Below are 14,245 nucleotides of genomic sequence, written 5' to 3' on the forward strand. Positions count from 1 at the left end.
AAGGAGCACACCGGAGTGGACTGGCTCGTCCTCGCACACGGCGTCGGCAACGCCGAGGACCTCCCGATCCCCCGCGACCTCGCGATCGCCGGTGCCGTGGGGGCCCTGGTCGTCTCCTTCACCGTCCTCGCCCTGGCGTGGCGGACGCCGCGCTTCGCGGCCTCGCGCGGCCGTCCGGTCCCCCGCCTCGGGCGGGTCGCTGACTCCGCGGGCCTGGCCTGGGTCGCGCGCCTGGTCGGCGTCGCGCTCGTCGGCTTCGGCACGTACGCCGCCCTGTTCGGCCAGGACGTCCTGATCAACCCGGTCTTCCGGATGTTCTACGTGCTGCTGTGGGTGGGCATCGTCCCGGCCTCGCTCCTGCTCGGGCACGCCTACAAGGCCCTCAGCCCGGTCCGCACCATCAACCTGCTGGTCGCGAAGGTCGCGGGCACCGACCCCTCCGAGGGCGTCCACCGCTACCCCGAGCGCCTCGGCCTGTGGCCCGCCGCGCTGGGCCTGCTCGCCTTCGTCTGGTTCGAGCTCGTCTTCCCCAGCTACAACGAGCTCGGGCCGGTGCGCCTGTGGTTCGCGACGTACCTCGCCGTCATGCTCCTCGGCGGGGTGCTGTTCGGCGACCGCTTCTTCGCCCGCGCCGACCCCTTCGAGGTCTTCTCGTCCCTGGTGGCCCGCCTGTCGGTGTGGGGCCGCGACGAGGACGGCGGCCTGGTGCTCCGCTCCCCGCTGGCGAACCTGTCCCGCACCCCCGTCCTGCCGGGTCTGCTCGGCGTGGTCGCGGTGCTGTTCGGCAGCACCAGCTACGACTCCTTCCGCGAGTCACCGGTCTGGGTGTCGTTCCAGACGGGGTACGACGGACCCGTCCCCGCCGTCCTGCTCTCGACGGCCGCACTCCTCGGCTTCTGCCTCCTCGCGGGGCTGCTGTTCGCCGCCGCCTGCGCCGCCACCGGCGTCCGGCCCGGCACGTCGCGCTGGTCGCTCGGCGGTCTGTTCGCCCACTCGCTCGTGCCGATCGTCGTGGGCTACTTCGTCGCCCACTACCTGAGCCTGTTCGTCGAGGACGGGCAGACGCTCGTGATCCAGGCCAGCGACCCGCTCTCGAACGGCAGCAACCTGTTCGGCACCGCGGACCTGTCGGTCAGCTACTGGCTCTCCCTGCACCCGACCCTGCTCGCGAACATCAAGGTGCTCGGCGTGGTCCTCGGCCACGTCGCGGGCGCCGTGGCCGCGCACGACCGCGCCCTCGAGGAGCTCCCCCGCCGCCACCAGCTGACCGGCCAGCTGCCGCTGCTGGCCGTCATGGTCGTCTTCACCGGCGGCGGGCTGCTGCTCCTGTTCGCCGCCTGAGCCGCCCCGCCCCGCGGCTGCGCGGCACGCCCGACGCCGTGTACGGCGCCATGACGTCGACGAGGTCGGACACGGCGCGGACGACGGGCTCCTCGCCGCTCTCACGCAGGCTGCGCCCGGCGACCAGGGCCCGGTCGACCCCGGCCCTGTCCTCGGGCACGAAGTGCAGCCCGCTCAGCCGTGCGAACCCCTCGACCATCGTCGCGACCTCGGACTCCTTCCAGCCGAGGCTGGCCCGCATGCGGTTCACCACGACCCGCACGGGCGCGCCGGCGAGCGTCTCGCGCACCTCGACCAGCCCCCGCGCGAGCCGGGACAGGCCGACGGGGTCCGCCGTGCCGACGACGACCACCTCGTCGGCGACCTCCAGCGCCCCCAGCGTCATCTGGTTGCGCCCGGGCCGCCCGAGCGCGCCACCGTCGTCATCCAGGTCAGAGCCGGTGTCCACCACCACCACCGCCTGCTCGCGGGCCACCTCCAGCAGGTGCTCGAGCGCCCCGGGACGCACCTCGGTCCACCGGTCGGCGCGCGGCAGGCCCGTGACCACGCTGAGCCCGGGCGCCACGGCGCGCTGCACGGTGGCGAGCCGCGCCGCGAGGTCGCCGGTCCCCGCGAGCCGGGCCGCGGCGAGCAGGCCCGAGACCTCGTCCATCACGCCGAGGACCTGGGCGACGGCACCACCGCCCGGGTCCGCGTCCACGAGCATGGTCCGCACCCCGCGGTGGGCGAGCTCCGCGGCCAGCGTCGTGGCCAGCAGGGTCCGCCCCGGAGCCCCACGGGGACCCCAGACGGCGATCACCCGGCCGGGGGCGGGCGCCGGCGCGGCGACCTCACTCGCGCCCGGGCCCGGGGCGAGCGCCTCGGCGGTCACGGGCTCGTCGGCCCCGGCGGCGACCAGGACGTCGCCGAGCTCGCCGACCCGGTCCTCGCCGAGCAGGGCGGTCACCCCGACCCGCGACGCGCGCATCCGCGCGGCGCCCTCGTCCTGGTCCCCGCCGGAGACGGCGACGACGCGGACGCCGTGGCGGCGCAGGTGGTCGGTCGCGGCCGCGTCGAGACCCGGGGCGTCCAGCGCGACGACCGCGGCCTGGGCCTGACCGGTGGTCGCGGCGGCCATCAGGTCGTCGACGTCCACGCAGCGCTTGAGCAGCACGACGCCGGGGCTGCTGCCCAGGACGCCGACGGCACCCGACTCCCACGCCGCCCCGGACGCGACCAGCAGGACGCAGATCACGGGGTGCGTCACGGGACGCGGGTCAGGTAGACCGTGCCCTCGGCGAGCCCGCCCAGTGCCTCCTCGATGCCGTCACGCTGCTCCTCCGGCACCCCGACCACGACGCGCTGCGGCTCCGCGGCACCGAGCTCCGCCGCGGCGCCCGGCGCCTCCACGACGACGACCGACTCGAGCACGAGGTCGGAGCCGCGGCTGCCGCGGCCGACGTACACGTCGACGAGGGAGCCGGACCGCACCGAGGACGGGATGCCCGTCGGGGCGACGGGGAGCGGGACCTCCACCACGTCGGAGGTGCCCGACCCGCCCAGCGCGGCGCGCGGGAGCAGCTCGCCGGCGCCGACCGCGCGGGTCAGCTGCAGGTCGGACGGCAGCTCGTCGTCCACCGGCAGGTAGAGCCCGAGGTCGCCCTCGTCGACGAACCGCACCTGCCGGGCCGAGAGGTCCTCGGCGGTCACGGTGTCGCCCACCCCGAGGTCCGTCGTCAGCCCCCACACCGCGACCGAGAGTCGTCGGCCGAGGACACCAGCCGGACGCCGACCACGACGGAGACCGCCACGATCAGCACCCCGATCCACAGGCGCGGGTCCCTCCATCCCGGGGTGCGGGCCCGGGTGGCGACGGGGACGTCGGGAGCGGCGCGGTCGCCTCCGGGAGGCGTGTGGGTGGCGGCGGGCGTCGTGCTCACCGGCCTATCTTGCGACGGAGGGGCCGTCGTGGTCACGACGTTCTCCACAGGCGGGGTGCCCTCCCAGCGGGCGACGGGCCGCAGTGGCAGAGTTGGGGGCATGCCCGGCACGCCACGCTTCCTCACGCTGGTCGACGTCGCCGAGATGCTCAGCACCTCGAGCGCGCAGGTCTACGCGCTGGTGCGTCGCGGCGACCTGCCCGCCATCAAGATCGGCGGCCGCGGGCAGTGGCGGGTCGAGAGCACCGAGCTGGAGCAGTACATCCAGCGGATGTACGCCGAGACCCGGGACTACGTCGACCGCCACCCGTTCACGGAGGTCGAGGCCCCCGGGGTCGACAGCGAGGTCTAGCCGACCACTCAGCCGACCTCTCAGCCGACCTCGGAGTCCAGCTCCACGTCGACCTGCTGCTCCTCGCCGCCACGGTCGAGGGTCAGCTCGATGGTGTCGCCCGGCTGGAAGGTGCGGATGGCGACGATCAGCGCCTCGCCGTCGGTCACGAGGGTGCCCTCGATCTCGGTGATGACGTCGCCCGCCTCGAGGCCGGCCGCCTCGGCCGGGGAGTCCGGCAGGACCTCCTCGACGGTGGCGCCCGGTGCGGCCGCGACGCCCTCCTGGCCCCCGGTCTGCACGGTGGCGCCGATGACGGGGTAGCTGGCCTCGCCGTCGCGGAGGATCTGGTCGGCGGTGACCTGGACCTGCTCGACGGGGATCGCGAACCCGACGCCGATGTTGCCGGAGCTGCCGCCCAGGCCGCCGGCGGTCGCGATGGCCGAGTTCACGCCGACGACCTGGCCGACGAGGTTGACCAGGGGCCCGCCGGAGTTGCCGGGGTTGATGGCCGCGTCGGTCTGCACCGCGCTGATGAACGACGACTCGTCGCCGTCGCCCGTGGTCACGGGACGGTTCTTGGCGCTGACGATCCCGGACGTGACGGTGGAGGTCAGGCCCAGCGGCGACCCGATCGCCACGACGCCCTCGCCGATGGCGAGGTCGTTGGACGAGCCGAGCGCGGCGGGGGTCATGTCGCGAGCGTCCTCGGAGTAGAGGACGGCCAGGTCGTACACGGCGCTGCGGCCGACGATCTCGGCGTCGTACCGCTGGCCCTCGGAGTCGACGAGCTGGATCGAGCCGTCCTGCTCCGCGGCGCCCGCGACGACGTGGTTGTTGGTGACGACGTGGCCCTGGCGGTCGAGCACGAACCCGGAGCCCGTCGCCCCGCCGTCGGCGCCCTGGGACAGGATCTGGACGGTGCTGGGCAGGAGCTCCTGGGCCACCGCGGCGACGGAGCCGTCCTCGGCCTCGAGCGGCGCCTCGGTGCGGACGTCGACGCCCGACAGCCCGCCGGCGACCGTGCCCGGCCCACCGCTGCCGGCCCCGAGCACGACGGCGGCACCGATGCCGCCGCCGAGCAGTCCGACGAGCAGGGCGACCGCGGCGACGGTCGGGATGAGCCAGCCGGGGACACGCCCGCGCGGAGGCTGGGAGCGAGGGGGCGGCCGCATGCCGCCGGGGCCCATCGGCGCACCGGGACCCATCGGGGCACCCGGGCCACCGGGCGGCGGGAAGCCCTGTCCCCAGGGACGGGGCATCCCGGGCGGCGGCGTACCGGGGGGAGCCATCGGGGCCGGCGGGCCCGAGCGGAAGCCGGGCTGGGGCGGTCCGAGCGGACCGGGGGGGCCGGCCGGACCGGGCGCGGGGCCGCGGCCGGGCTCGGCCAGCGGACCCTGGGGCGGGCCGTCGACGGGGGCCGGTCGGGCGGGGCCGGGCGGGTGCCAGGGCAGCCGCAGGGTGTCGTCGGGTCGCTGGTCCGGGACCTGCTGGTCCCGGGACTCCTCGTCAGGGTGACCGCTCACGGCTCCACTCCGGTTCGGACCGGCGTCGGGCCGGTCGGTCGTGCGGTCTCGACGGGTCGCACCACGGGCTGCGTGCGTCGGTCGACGGTCGGGGCGTCCGCGGCGGGCGCGACCACGGCCAGCATCCCGATCGCCACGACTCCCGCCGCACCGGTGCCCAGCGCCGTGAGCCCCACACCCAGCCCGCGGGGCCGGGCCCGGCCGACCGGACCGACGTGGCCGAGGTGGCCTGCGGCCAGCAGCTCCTCCCCCGTGGGCGGGGGGCCGGCGGCGAGCAGGGCGGTCTTGAGGTCGCCGATCTCGGGCGGCACGCCACCCGACAGGCAGGCCAGGCGGTGCTTCACCCACCCCTGGCGCCCGACCTCGGCGTGGCAGGTGGGGCAGCCCGCGACGTGGGCCCAGGCACGCTCCTCGGCGACCGGGTCCAGCTGGCCGTCGAGGAGTGCGCTGACGTGGGGACCGAGGTGCCCGATCACGGGCGACCCGCCTGGGCGGGCCCCCGCTGGTCAGCGCGGTCGTCGGTGCGCGGCGCGGGAGTCACAGGGCCACCGTATCTCCGGCGCCCAGCCCCGGGGTGGCGGTGCGCGAGCCCGCGACGCAGCATCGCCCGGCCCCGGTGGATCCGTGAGCGCACGGTGCCGAGCTTCGCGCCGAGGACGTCGGCGATCTCCTCGTACGACATCCCCTCGACGTCGCAGAGCACGACGGCCGCCCGGAACTCGGGCGGGAGCGAGGCCAGGGCCTGCTCGACGTCGTCGTCGAAGGTGCGGTCGGCGTACGCCGCGTCGGGGCCCGGCCGCTGCTCGGGGAGCCGCCCGGCGCGGTCGTCGGACAGCGGGTCGAAGCGGATCCGCTGGCGCCGGCGGGCCTGGTCGAGGAAGACGTTGGTGGTGATCCGGTGCAGCCAGCCCTCGATCGAGCCCGGGGTGAAGGTCGACAGCGAGCGCCCCACCCGCACGAAGACCTCCTGGGTGAGGTCCTCGGCGTCGGCCCGGTTGCCGGTCAGCCGGTAGGCGAGGCGGAAGACCCGGGCGGAGTGCTGCTCGACGACGTCGTCCCAGGTGAGGGTCACGGGGGCGTCGTCCATGGCCCAACGCTAGGCACCCACGCTGAGAGGAGCCTGAACCTCGCGGCCCCCGTCTGCCGCTAGGGTCGTGTCCCTACCCGGAGGAGGCCGTCATCACCGAGTCTGTGAGCCCCGTGAGCACCGCGAGCTGGGTCTTCGCCGAGACCTTCGTCGGCGAGGACGAGGTCCTCGCCACGGCCCGTGAGCGCGCCCGCGAGGTCGGGGTCGTCCCCGTCCACCAGGGCGTCGGCGCGGCGCTGCGCTTCGTGGCCGCCGCGATGGACGCCAAGGCCGTCGTCGAGATCGGCACGGGCACCGGCGTCTCCGGGATCTGGCTGCTCCGCGGGATGCGCGCGGACGGCGTCCTGACGACGGTCGACGTCGAGGCCGAGCACCAGCGGCTCGCCCGGCAGGCCTTCACCGCCGCCGGCTACCCGGTCAACCGGGCCCGGACCATCCCCGGCGCGGCCCTGGAGGTGCTGCCCCGGCTGACGGACGGCGCCTACGACCTGGTGCTGTGCGACGGCGACAAGCGCGAGTACGGCGAGTACCTCACCGCGGCGCTGCGGCTGCTGCGGCCCGGTGGCGTGGTGGCGTTCGACAACTCCCTGTGGCACGACCGGGTCGCCGACGCCTCGGTGCAGGACGGCGAGACCGTCGCCGTCCGCGACCTGCTCTCGACGGTCGCCGAGCACGAGGACCTGCTCCCCGTGCTGCTGCCCGTCGGCGACGGGCTGCTGCTCGCGCAGAAGCGCGGCTAGCGGCCCCGTCGCCCTCGCCGCACTAGTCGCCGACGCCGGCCAGAGGGTCGGCGGAGGTGAGCCAGTCGAGCAGCAGCCGGACCCCGAAGCCCGTGGGTCCGACGGTCCACTCGTGCCAGTCGGACGGCGAGTCGCCCGACGAGGCGATGTCGAGGTGCGCCCACGGCACGTCACCGGTGAAGTGCTGCAGGAACAGCGCCGCGGTCGTCGCGCCCGGTCCGCCCGGCGCGTTGTCCGCGTCGGCCACGGGCGAGGCGAGCTTCGCCTCGTAGTCGGCGGTGAGCGGCAGGCGCCACAGCGGCTCCCCCACCGCCGTGCCGGAGGCGAGGAGGCCGGCGGCCAGGGCGTCGTCGTCCGCGAAGAGCCCCCCGGTGCGCTGCCCGAGGGCGACCTTCGCCGCCCCGGTCAGCGTCGCCACGTCGACCAGCGCGGCCGGGGAGAGCTCCTCGACGGCGTACGCCAGCGCGTCGGCCAGCACGAGGCGGCCCTCGGCGTCGGTGTTGGTGACCTCGGTGGTGCGGCCACCGCGGTGGCGGATGACGTCACCGGGACGCAGCGCGTCGCCGGCGACGGCGTTCTCGGCCAGCGGCACCAGGCCGGTGACCCGCACGGGACAGTCGAGCGCGGCCAGGGCGGAGAGCACGGCGATGACGACGCCGCCCCCCGTCATGTCCCGCTTCATCGTCACCATGCCCTCGGCGGGCTTGAGCGACAGGCCGCCGGAGTCGAAGGTGATGCCCTTGCCGACGAGCACGACCCGCGGCGCGCGGCGCCCGCCGCGGCGGGGGGTGTAGTCCAGGCGCACGAAGCGGGCCTCGCTCGCGGAGGCGCGACCGACGGCCAGGACGCCGCCGAAGCCCTCACGCTCGAGGTCGGACGCGTCCCACGCCGTGAGCGTCAGCCGGTCGCCCGCGGCGGCGGCGGCCTCGGCGCGACCGACCATCCAGGTGGGGTCCTTGACGTTGCTGGGCACGGTGGCCAGCGCGCGGGCCGTCCAGGCGGCGCCGGCGCGGGCCGTGGCCCGAGCGAGCCGCTCGCGGTGCGGCCGGTCGTCGGGCACCCCGACGAGCGCGACCCGTCCGACCGGCGACGACGCCGGGCCCGCGCTGCGCAGGTGCAGCCCGAAGGAGCCGAGGGTCATGCCGACGACGAGCGCCTCGAGGGCCTCCTCGTCGTCCACCGCGGCCAGGGTGGTGGCCACGGTGTCGCGGTCACGGCACCGCTTCGCCAGCGCCGCGCCGGCCCGTCGTACGTCGCGGGCGGAGCCGTCGCCCACCCCGACCAGGAGCAGGTGGGTCGCGCCGGACCGCAGCCCGGGGCGCTCCTCGCCGCCGAGCAGCGGCAGCGCGACGACCTCACCGGCCCGGCCGGTGGCGCGGTCGACGTCCCGCAGGGTGAACGGGTCGAGGCCGAGCGCGGCGAACGCGGCGTCCGCACCCGGTCCGAGCGTCACCGAGCCGTCGTCGCCCGCAGCGGCCAGGACGGGCACCGCGAGGACGTCGGCGGGGTCCTCGGGACCGGCGCCGAGCACGAAGCCCGGCGGCGGTGCCTGCTCGGGCAGTCCCGGCAGGTCGAGGACGGGTGGGACGAGGGGGTCCGGGTGCGGCACGGGTCAGCCGACGACGCCGTCGAGGGCCTTCCCCAGCGCCCCCGCCTCGTCGGCGTTCAGCTCCACGACGAGGCGGCCACCGCCCTCCAGGGGAACGCGCATGACGATGCCGCGGCCCTCCTTCGTGACCTCCAGCGGGCCGTCCCCGGTCCGTGGCTTCATCGCGGCCATCACGTACCTCTTCCTGTGCTCACCAAGGTGGTCGCCAACGTGCTGCACCCAGTATCCCCCATCACCCACGGTGCGCGCGCCACGGTCTGTGATCGGGCACACTGACGCCCGTGAGCGAGCCCGAAGTCGTCCTGACCACCGCCGACGGCGTCGCGACCGTGACGCTGAACCGACCCGACGCGATGAACGGCCTGGACGTCGCGACGAAGGAGCTGCTGCGCGACACGCTGGCCTCGGTCGCCGAGGACGACGCCGTGCGCTGCGTCGTCCTGACCGGCACCGGGCGCGCGTTCTGCGTCGGCCAGGACCTCAGAGAGCACGTGCAGCACCTGCGCGAGGGACGCGACGACGTCCTGGGCAGCACGGTCGCCGAGCACTACAACCCGACGGTGACCTCGCTGCTGACGATGCCGAAGCCGGTGGTCGCGGCGGTCAACGGCGTGGCCGCCGGTGCCGGCGCGAGCCTGGCGCTCGCCTGCGACCTGCGCATCCTGTCCGACGCCGCCGGCATGAACTTCGCTTTCTCCGGCATCGCGCTGTCGTGCGACACCGGCTCGAGCCTGACCCTGCCCCGCCTCGTCGGCCACGCCCGCGCGATGGAGCTGCTCCTGATGCCGCGCACGATCGGCGCCGAGGAGTGCCTCAAGCTGGGGCTGGCGACCCGCGTCGTCCCCGCGGACGAGCTCGCGTCGGCCGCCGGCGAGCTGGCCGGCCGCCTCGCGGCCGGGCCCACCGTCGCGTACGGCGCGATCAAGGCGTCGCTGGCCTACTCCGCGACGCACGAGCTGGCCGACGTCCTCGCGTTCGAGGGCTCGCAGATGGCGCGCACGGGCGCCACCGAGGACCACACGGCCGCGGTCGACTCGTTCCTGGCGAAGGAGAAGCCGACCTTCAGGGGGCGGTGAGGTCCGGGGGCTCGTCGCCGCTGCAGCGGCGCTCCCGTTCCTCGACCTCCCGCGCGGCCTCGCGCTGCGCGAGACGGTCGAGCAGCGCGTCGACGTCCCGCATCCGGTAGCCCCGGAGCGCGAGCGGGAAGCGGACCGCGCGCAGGCCCGCGGCGTCCAACGGCCCGTCCGCGGGGGACGGCGCGGTCGGCTCGTCGTCCTCGGCCAGCCCGCTCCCCCGGCCGGCGGCGACGGCGGCGACGCCCCCCATCGCGAGCACGAGGAGGATGGCGAAGACCCAGGTCACGTCCGGCTCACGACTGGCGGCTCGCCACCATCAGGGCGACGGCCTCCTCGACGTCGTCGGTCAGCGTCATCATCGCCAGGTCCTTGGCCGCGATCTTGCCGTCGACCAGCATCGTGCTGCGCAGCCACTCGAGCAGGCCGCCCCAGTACTCGACGCCGAGCAGTGCGACCGGGAACGACGTCACCTTGCGGGTCTGCACCAGGGTGAGGGCCTCGAACAGCTCGTCCAGCGTGCCGAAGCCGCCGGGGAGCACGATGAAGCCCTGCGAGTACTTCACGAACATGGTCTTGCGGACGAAGAAGTAGCGGAAGTCGATCCCGATGTCGACGTAGGGGTTGAGGCCCTGCTCGAAGGGCAGCTCGATCCCGAGGCCCACCGACGTCCCGCCGGCCTCGCAGGCGCCCTTGTTGGCGGCCTCCATCGCTCCCGGACCGCCGCCGGTGATGACGGCGAACTGCTCCTCGGCGAGGCGTCGTCCGACCAGCTCGCCGAGGTCGTACTGCGGGTGCCCGGCCGGGGTGCGCGCCGAGCCGAACACGGCGACGGCCGAGCCGAGACCGGCCAGCGTGCCGAAGCCCTCCACGAACTCGGACTGGATCCGCAGCACGCGCCACGGGTCGGTGTGCACCCAGTCGGTGGGGCCGCGGGAGTCGAGCAGCCGCTGGTCCGTCGTCGAGGTGTCGACGTGGCCGCCGCGCAGGCGAGTGGCGCCCCGTTGCCGCTGCGGCGTGGGGCCGGCGGACCGGCCCTCCTCGCTGCTCACGTGGTCAGCCATGTGGTCAGGACCTCCTCGCACTTCTCGATCTCGGCGACCGGCACCTGCTCGGCCTGGGTGTGGGCGTACATCGGGTCGCCCGGTCCGTAGTTCACCGCGGGCACGCCGAGTGCGCTGAAGCGGGCCACGTCGGTCCAGCCGAACTTCGGGCCGACCCTCCCGCCGGTCGCCTCGACGAAGGCCGCGGCCGCGGGCCGCGAGAGGCCGGGCAGCGCGGCCGGGGCGAGGTCGGTGAGGGTGACCTCGTAGCCGTCGAAGAAGGCACGCACGAAGGCCTCGGCGTCGTCCGTGCTGCGGTCGGGGGCGAAGCGGAAGTTGACCTCGACCACGCACTCGTCGGGGATCACGTTGCCCGCCACGCCGCCGCGGATCCGGACGGCGTTGAGCCCCTCGACGTAGGTGAGACCGTCGATCTCGGGCCGGCGGGGCTCGTACGCCTGCAGCCGGGCGAGGACGTCAGCGGCGCCGTGGATCGCGTTGACGCCGCGCCAGGCACGGGCGGAGTGGGCGCGCTCGCCGCGGGTGGTGACGTCGACGCGGAGGGTGCCCTGGCAGCCGGCCTCGACGCCGGCGTTGCTGGGCTCCATGAGGATCGCGAAGTCGGCTCTCAGCAGGTCCGGGTCGCTGGCGGCGAGCTTGCCGAGACCGTTGTGGACGTCCTCGACCTCCTCCGCCTCGTACAGCACGTACGTGACGTCGCGGACGGGCTCGGTGAGGGCGTGGGCGAGCTTCAGGATGACCGCGTCGCCGCCCTTCATGTCGCAGGTGCCGAGGCCGTGGAGGATCCCGGTCTCCTCGTCGAGGCGCGAGGGCAGGTTGTGGTTCAGCGGCACCGTGTCGAGGTGCCCGGCGAGCACCACCCGCTCGGCGCGACCGAGGTCGGTGCGGGCGACGACCGTGTTGCCCCGGCGTACGACGCTCAGGTGCGGCAGCGCGGACAGCGCGGCCTCGACGGCGTCGGCGATGCTCTGCTCGTCGTGGCTGACCGACTCGATGTCGACCAGGTGGCGGGTGAGGGTCACGACGTCGGTCGTCAGGTCGAGCGTGGGCACGCGGGTAGTCAACCAGCCGTGCTCAGCGGTCGGCGAAGACGCAGAGCTCGTTGCCCTCCGGGTCGGCGAGGACGCGCCACCCCTCGGTGTCCCAGAGGGGGGTCGCGCCCGCCCCCAGCAGCGCGTCGGCGTCGCCGAGGAGGTCGACGTGGACCCGGTTCGGGCCCACCCGGGGCTCGGGGACCCCGACGAAGACCAACGGCGGCGCGGGGTCCGGCTGCGGCACCGTCCACGCCTCCGGGGCATGGGACGCGTCGACCTCCGCACCGAGCACGTGGGCCCACCACCGCGCCTGCGCCTCCGGGTCAACGCTGTCGACGACGACGGCGTACAGACCTCGGCGGGGGTCCCTGCGGCTGACGAAGGCGCAGAACTCGCCGCCCTCGGGGTCGGCCAGGACGGTCCAGTCGAGGCCGGTGTCGTCGGAGTCGGCCAGGACCGTCGCCCCCGTCCCCTCGAGGTCGGCGATCGAGACGGCGTGGACGTCGAGGTGCACGCGGTTCTTGACCCGCTGGGGACGGTCGACGAGGTTGACCCACACGCGCTGGGCGTCGTGCCTGCCCTCCAGGGAGTGGGTGCCGGTCGAGGTCTCCCCGCCGAGCCCCAGCACGGCGGCCCAGAACGGGCCGAGCGTCGCCGGGTCCTCGGCGTCCAGGCAGAGGTCCTTCCAGCGTGCGGATCCGGTCATGGCCGCAGTCAAGCAGTCTCTACCGTGGACGCATGCCTGCCTTCACCTCCGAGCCCTGGACCGCCCGCGACATCCCGAGCCAGGAGGGGAGGGTCGCGGTCGTGACCGGCGCCAACACCGGGCTGGGCCGTGAGACCGCCCGCGAGCTCGCCCGCGCCGGGGCGACCGTCGAGCTGGCCTGCCGCGACCACGCGAAGGGCGCCGAGGCGATGGCCGACATCCACGCCGAGGTCCCGGGCGCCGACCTGCGGGTGCAGGAGCTCGACCTGTCCTCGCTCGACTCGGTGCGCGCGGCGGCGTCCGCGCTGGCCGACCGCTACGAGCGCATCGACCTGCTGATCAACAACGCGGGCGTCATGTACGTCAACCCGCGCAAGGAGACCGCCGACGGCTTCGAGATGCAGATGGGCACCAACCACCTCGGTCACTTCGCCCTGACGGGGCTGCTGATGGACCGGGTGCTGGCCGCCCCGGCGGGCCGGGTCGTGTCGGTGAGCAGCGTGGCCCACAAGATCCGGTCGCGGATCGACTTCGACGACCTGCAGTTCACCCGGGGCTACGAGCGGGTGGCGGCGTACGGCCGCTCGAAGCTCGCCAACCTGCTCTTCACCTACCGCCTGGACCGACGGCTGCGCGACGCCGGCTCCCCCGCGTCCGCGCTGGCGGCGCACCCTGGGATCGCGGCCACCGAGCTGGTGCGCAACCTGCCGGGCCCGCTGCGCCTCGGCGCCTCGCTGGCCTCGCGGCTGCAGAACTCGGCGGCGGTGGGCGCGCTCGGCACCCTCCGGGCCGCCACGGACCCCGCCGCCGCGGGCAGCGACTACTTCGGCCCCGCCGGCCCCGGCGAGGCCGTCGGGCTCCCCGTCTGGGTGGCCTCGACCGGCCGCTCCCACGACCCGCAGGCCCAGGACCTCCTGTGGGCGGCGTCCGAGGAACTCACCGGGGTCACCTTCTCGATCTGAGGCCGCTGTGCTGACTGACACCCCGCTCCGCCGGACGACGACCTGGCGCGGCCGTACCGTCGCCTGGGACCGCCTGGGGTCGGGCCCGCCGCTGGTGCTGCTGCACGGCACGCCGTGGTCCTCGGCCCTGTGGCGGCCGGTGGCCGAGGCCCTGTCGGCGCGGTTCGCGGTGCACCTGTGGGACATGCCCGGGTACGGCGCCTCGTCGAAGGACCCGGCGCACGCGGTCGACCTGGCGACCCAGGGCCAGCTGTTCGCGCACCTGCTCGGCGAATGGGGCCTCGAGCGGCCGCTCGTCGTGGCCCACGACATCGGCGGGGCCGTCGCGCTGCGGGCACGCCTGATCCACGGGGCGTCGTACGCCGCGCTGGGCCTGGTGGACGTCGTCGCCCTGCGGCCCTGGGGCTCGCCGTTCTTCACGCTGGTGAAGGAGCACGCGGCGGTGTTCGGGCAGCTGCCGCCGACGATCCACCGCGGCGCCGTCGAGGCGTACGTGCGGGGCGCGAGCCACCGCGGGCTCCGGGACGCCGACCTCGCCGTGCTCGTCGACCCCTGGACGGGCGAGGAGGGACAGGCGGCGTTCTACGCCCAGATCGCCCAGGCCGACGAGGCCCACACCGACGAGGTGGAGCCGCTCCTGGGCTCCCTCACCGAGCCGGTGCACGTGGTCTGGGGCGCCGAGGACACGTGGATCCCCGTCGACCGCGCGCACCGCCTGGCGTCCCTCGTCCCGCACGCGACCCTCTCGGTGCTCCAGGGCGCGGGCCACCTCGTCCACCTCGACGCCCCCGAGGCCCTCACCGCGGAGCTCGTGCGGTGGGCGGCGAGCCCGTGACCACGGATGGAGTGGCTC

General features: G+C 75.2%; 18 protein-coding genes. 6 read left to right on the top strand and 12 right to left on the bottom strand.

Annotated features, from left to right (window positions below; all coding sequences use genetic code 11):
- Positions 1 to 15 precede the first annotated feature (15 nt).
- Positions 16 to 1,341 carry a hypothetical protein gene (locus Q0858_RS07310; protein WP_299052198.1) on the top strand — a complete coding sequence of 442 codons (1,326 nt, stop codon included), beginning with the start codon at positions 16 to 18 and terminating at the stop codon, positions 1,339 to 1,341.
- On the opposite strand, the gene Q0858_RS07315 is transcribed toward Q0858_RS07310, so the two are convergent.
- From Q0858_RS07315 to Q0858_RS07325, 3 genes are read right to left on the bottom strand one after another with little or no spacing between them, the layout of a single operon-like run.
- Positions 1,304 to 2,587 (bottom strand): hypothetical protein, encoded by a 1,284-nt coding sequence (locus Q0858_RS07315; RefSeq protein ID WP_299052199.1) that lies wholly within the window; start codon positions 2,585 to 2,587, stop codon positions 1,304 to 1,306. The two genes, Q0858_RS07310 and Q0858_RS07315, sit on opposite strands and share 38 nt — an antisense overlap.
- Positions 2,584 to 3,042 (bottom strand): hypothetical protein, encoded by a 459-nt coding sequence (locus Q0858_RS07320; protein WP_299052201.1) that lies wholly within the window; start codon positions 3,040 to 3,042, stop codon positions 2,584 to 2,586. The genes Q0858_RS07315 and Q0858_RS07320 overlap by 4 nt, the downstream gene beginning before the upstream one ends.
- A 14-nt stretch (positions 3,043 to 3,056) precedes the next feature.
- Positions 3,057 to 3,260 carry a hypothetical protein gene (locus Q0858_RS07325; protein WP_299052203.1) on the bottom strand — a complete coding sequence of 68 codons (204 nt, stop codon included), beginning with the start codon at positions 3,258 to 3,260 and terminating at the stop codon, positions 3,057 to 3,059.
- A gap of 100 nt (positions 3,261 to 3,360) precedes the next feature.
- Between Q0858_RS07325 and Q0858_RS07330 the strand changes: the two genes are divergently transcribed.
- A complete protein-coding gene (locus Q0858_RS07330; RefSeq protein ID WP_299052205.1) occupies positions 3,361 to 3,612 on the top strand; it encodes a helix-turn-helix domain-containing protein in 252 nt (83 codons plus the stop codon).
- 20 nt (positions 3,613 to 3,632) lie between these two features.
- Here Q0858_RS07330 and Q0858_RS07335 read toward each other — a convergent pair whose 3' ends face one another.
- The 3 genes from Q0858_RS07335 to sigE are packed head-to-tail and all read right to left on the bottom strand — an operon-like array spanning position 3,633 to position 6,204.
- The gene (locus tag Q0858_RS07335; protein WP_299052207.1) at positions 3,633 to 5,117 is read right to left on the bottom strand and encodes a trypsin-like peptidase domain-containing protein; all 1,485 of its coding nucleotides are present in this window, start codon (positions 5,115 to 5,117) and stop codon (positions 3,633 to 3,635) included.
- Positions 5,114 to 5,593 carry a hypothetical protein gene (locus tag Q0858_RS07340; protein ID WP_299052209.1) on the bottom strand — a complete coding sequence of 160 codons (480 nt, stop codon included), beginning with the start codon at positions 5,591 to 5,593 and terminating at the stop codon, positions 5,114 to 5,116. Before Q0858_RS07340 ends, Q0858_RS07335 begins: the two co-directional genes overlap by 4 nt.
- Positions 5,590 to 6,204, bottom strand: a complete 615-nt coding sequence (gene sigE / locus Q0858_RS07345; protein ID WP_299052211.1) for an RNA polymerase sigma factor SigE — start codon at positions 6,202 to 6,204, stop codon at positions 5,590 to 5,592. Before sigE ends, Q0858_RS07340 begins: the two co-directional genes overlap by 4 nt.
- Positions 6,205 to 6,317: 113 nt before the next feature.
- On the opposite strand from sigE, the gene Q0858_RS07350 reads away from it, so the two are divergent.
- Positions 6,318 to 6,944: an O-methyltransferase gene (locus tag Q0858_RS07350; RefSeq protein WP_299052213.1), complete on the top strand. Its 627-nt coding sequence runs from the start codon at positions 6,318 to 6,320 to the stop codon at positions 6,942 to 6,944.
- Between the two features lie 22 nt (positions 6,945 to 6,966).
- Here the strand turns inward: Q0858_RS07350 and Q0858_RS07355 are convergent, their stop codons facing one another.
- Both Q0858_RS07355 and Q0858_RS07360 read right to left on the bottom strand, forming a co-directional pair.
- Entirely contained in the window at positions 6,967 to 8,553 is a 1,587-nt protein-coding gene (locus Q0858_RS07355; protein ID WP_299052215.1) for a M17 family metallopeptidase, read from the bottom strand.
- 3 nt (positions 8,554 to 8,556) lie between these two features.
- Complete coding sequence (locus Q0858_RS07360; RefSeq protein ID WP_299052217.1) at positions 8,557 to 8,724, bottom strand: DUF3117 domain-containing protein; 168 nt, start codon at positions 8,722 to 8,724, stop codon at positions 8,557 to 8,559.
- A gap of 110 nt (positions 8,725 to 8,834) precedes the next feature.
- Between Q0858_RS07360 and Q0858_RS07365 the strand changes: the two genes are divergently transcribed.
- Positions 8,835 to 9,629 carry an enoyl-CoA hydratase-related protein gene (locus Q0858_RS07365; protein WP_299052219.1) on the top strand — a complete coding sequence of 265 codons (795 nt, stop codon included), beginning with the start codon at positions 8,835 to 8,837 and terminating at the stop codon, positions 9,627 to 9,629.
- On the opposite strand, the gene Q0858_RS07370 is transcribed toward Q0858_RS07365, so the two are convergent.
- The 4 genes from Q0858_RS07370 to Q0858_RS07385 are packed head-to-tail and all read right to left on the bottom strand — an operon-like array spanning position 9,616 to position 12,430.
- On the bottom strand, positions 9,616 to 9,915 hold the full coding sequence (locus Q0858_RS07370) for a DivIVA domain-containing protein (protein ID WP_299052221.1): 300 nt from the start codon (positions 9,913 to 9,915) through the stop codon (positions 9,616 to 9,618). The genes Q0858_RS07365 and Q0858_RS07370 overlap by 14 nt on opposite strands.
- A 7-nt stretch (positions 9,916 to 9,922) precedes the next feature.
- Complete coding sequence (locus Q0858_RS07375; protein WP_299052223.1) at positions 9,923 to 10,690, bottom strand: TIGR00730 family Rossman fold protein; 768 nt, start codon at positions 10,688 to 10,690, stop codon at positions 9,923 to 9,925.
- On the bottom strand, positions 10,675 to 11,742 hold the full coding sequence (dapE, locus tag Q0858_RS07380) for a succinyl-diaminopimelate desuccinylase (RefSeq protein WP_299052225.1): 1,068 nt from the start codon (positions 11,740 to 11,742) through the stop codon (positions 10,675 to 10,677). The genes Q0858_RS07375 and dapE overlap by 16 nt, the downstream gene beginning before the upstream one ends.
- 22 nt (positions 11,743 to 11,764) lie before the next feature.
- Positions 11,765 to 12,430 carry a VOC family protein gene (locus Q0858_RS07385; protein WP_299052227.1) on the bottom strand — a complete coding sequence of 222 codons (666 nt, stop codon included), beginning with the start codon at positions 12,428 to 12,430 and terminating at the stop codon, positions 11,765 to 11,767.
- Positions 12,431 to 12,462: 32 nt separating this feature from the next.
- Between Q0858_RS07385 and Q0858_RS07390 the strand changes: the two genes are divergently transcribed.
- Both Q0858_RS07390 and Q0858_RS07395 read left to right on the top strand, forming a co-directional pair.
- The gene (locus tag Q0858_RS07390; RefSeq protein ID WP_299052229.1) at positions 12,463 to 13,392 is read left to right on the top strand and encodes an oxidoreductase; all 930 of its coding nucleotides are present in this window, start codon (positions 12,463 to 12,465) and stop codon (positions 13,390 to 13,392) included.
- Positions 13,393 to 13,399: 7 nt separating this feature from the next.
- On the top strand, positions 13,400 to 14,227 hold the full coding sequence (locus tag Q0858_RS07395; RefSeq protein WP_299052231.1) for an alpha/beta hydrolase: 828 nt from the start codon (positions 13,400 to 13,402) through the stop codon (positions 14,225 to 14,227).
- Positions 14,228 to 14,245 lie beyond the last annotated feature (18 nt).

This window comes from uncultured Nocardioides sp., from assembly GCF_947489365.1.
In the GTDB taxonomy this organism is placed as follows: Bacteria; Actinomycetota; Actinomycetes; order Propionibacteriales; family Nocardioidaceae; genus Nocardioides.

Excerpts from the sequence above, each read along its gene's own strand:
- Q0858_RS07330 (WP_299052205.1), top strand. The coding sequence starts at position 3,361 with ATGCCCGGCACGCCACGCTTCCTCACGCTGGTCGACGTCGCCGAGATG.
- Q0858_RS07375 (WP_299052223.1), bottom strand. The coding sequence starts at position 10,690 with ATGGCTGACCACGTGAGCAGCGAGGAGGGCCGGTCCGCCGGCCCCACG.
- Q0858_RS07390 (WP_299052229.1), top strand. The coding sequence starts at position 12,463 with ATGCCTGCCTTCACCTCCGAGCCCTGGACCGCCCGCGACATCCCGAGC.
- Q0858_RS07360 (WP_299052217.1), bottom strand. The coding sequence starts at position 8,724 with ATGGCCGCGATGAAGCCACGGACCGGGGACGGCCCGCTGGAGGTCACG.
- Q0858_RS07385 (WP_299052227.1), bottom strand. The coding sequence starts at position 12,430 with ATGACCGGATCCGCACGCTGGAAGGACCTCTGCCTGGACGCCGAGGAC.
- sigE (WP_299052211.1), bottom strand. The coding sequence starts at position 6,204 with ATGGACGACGCCCCCGTGACCCTCACCTGGGACGACGTCGTCGAGCAG.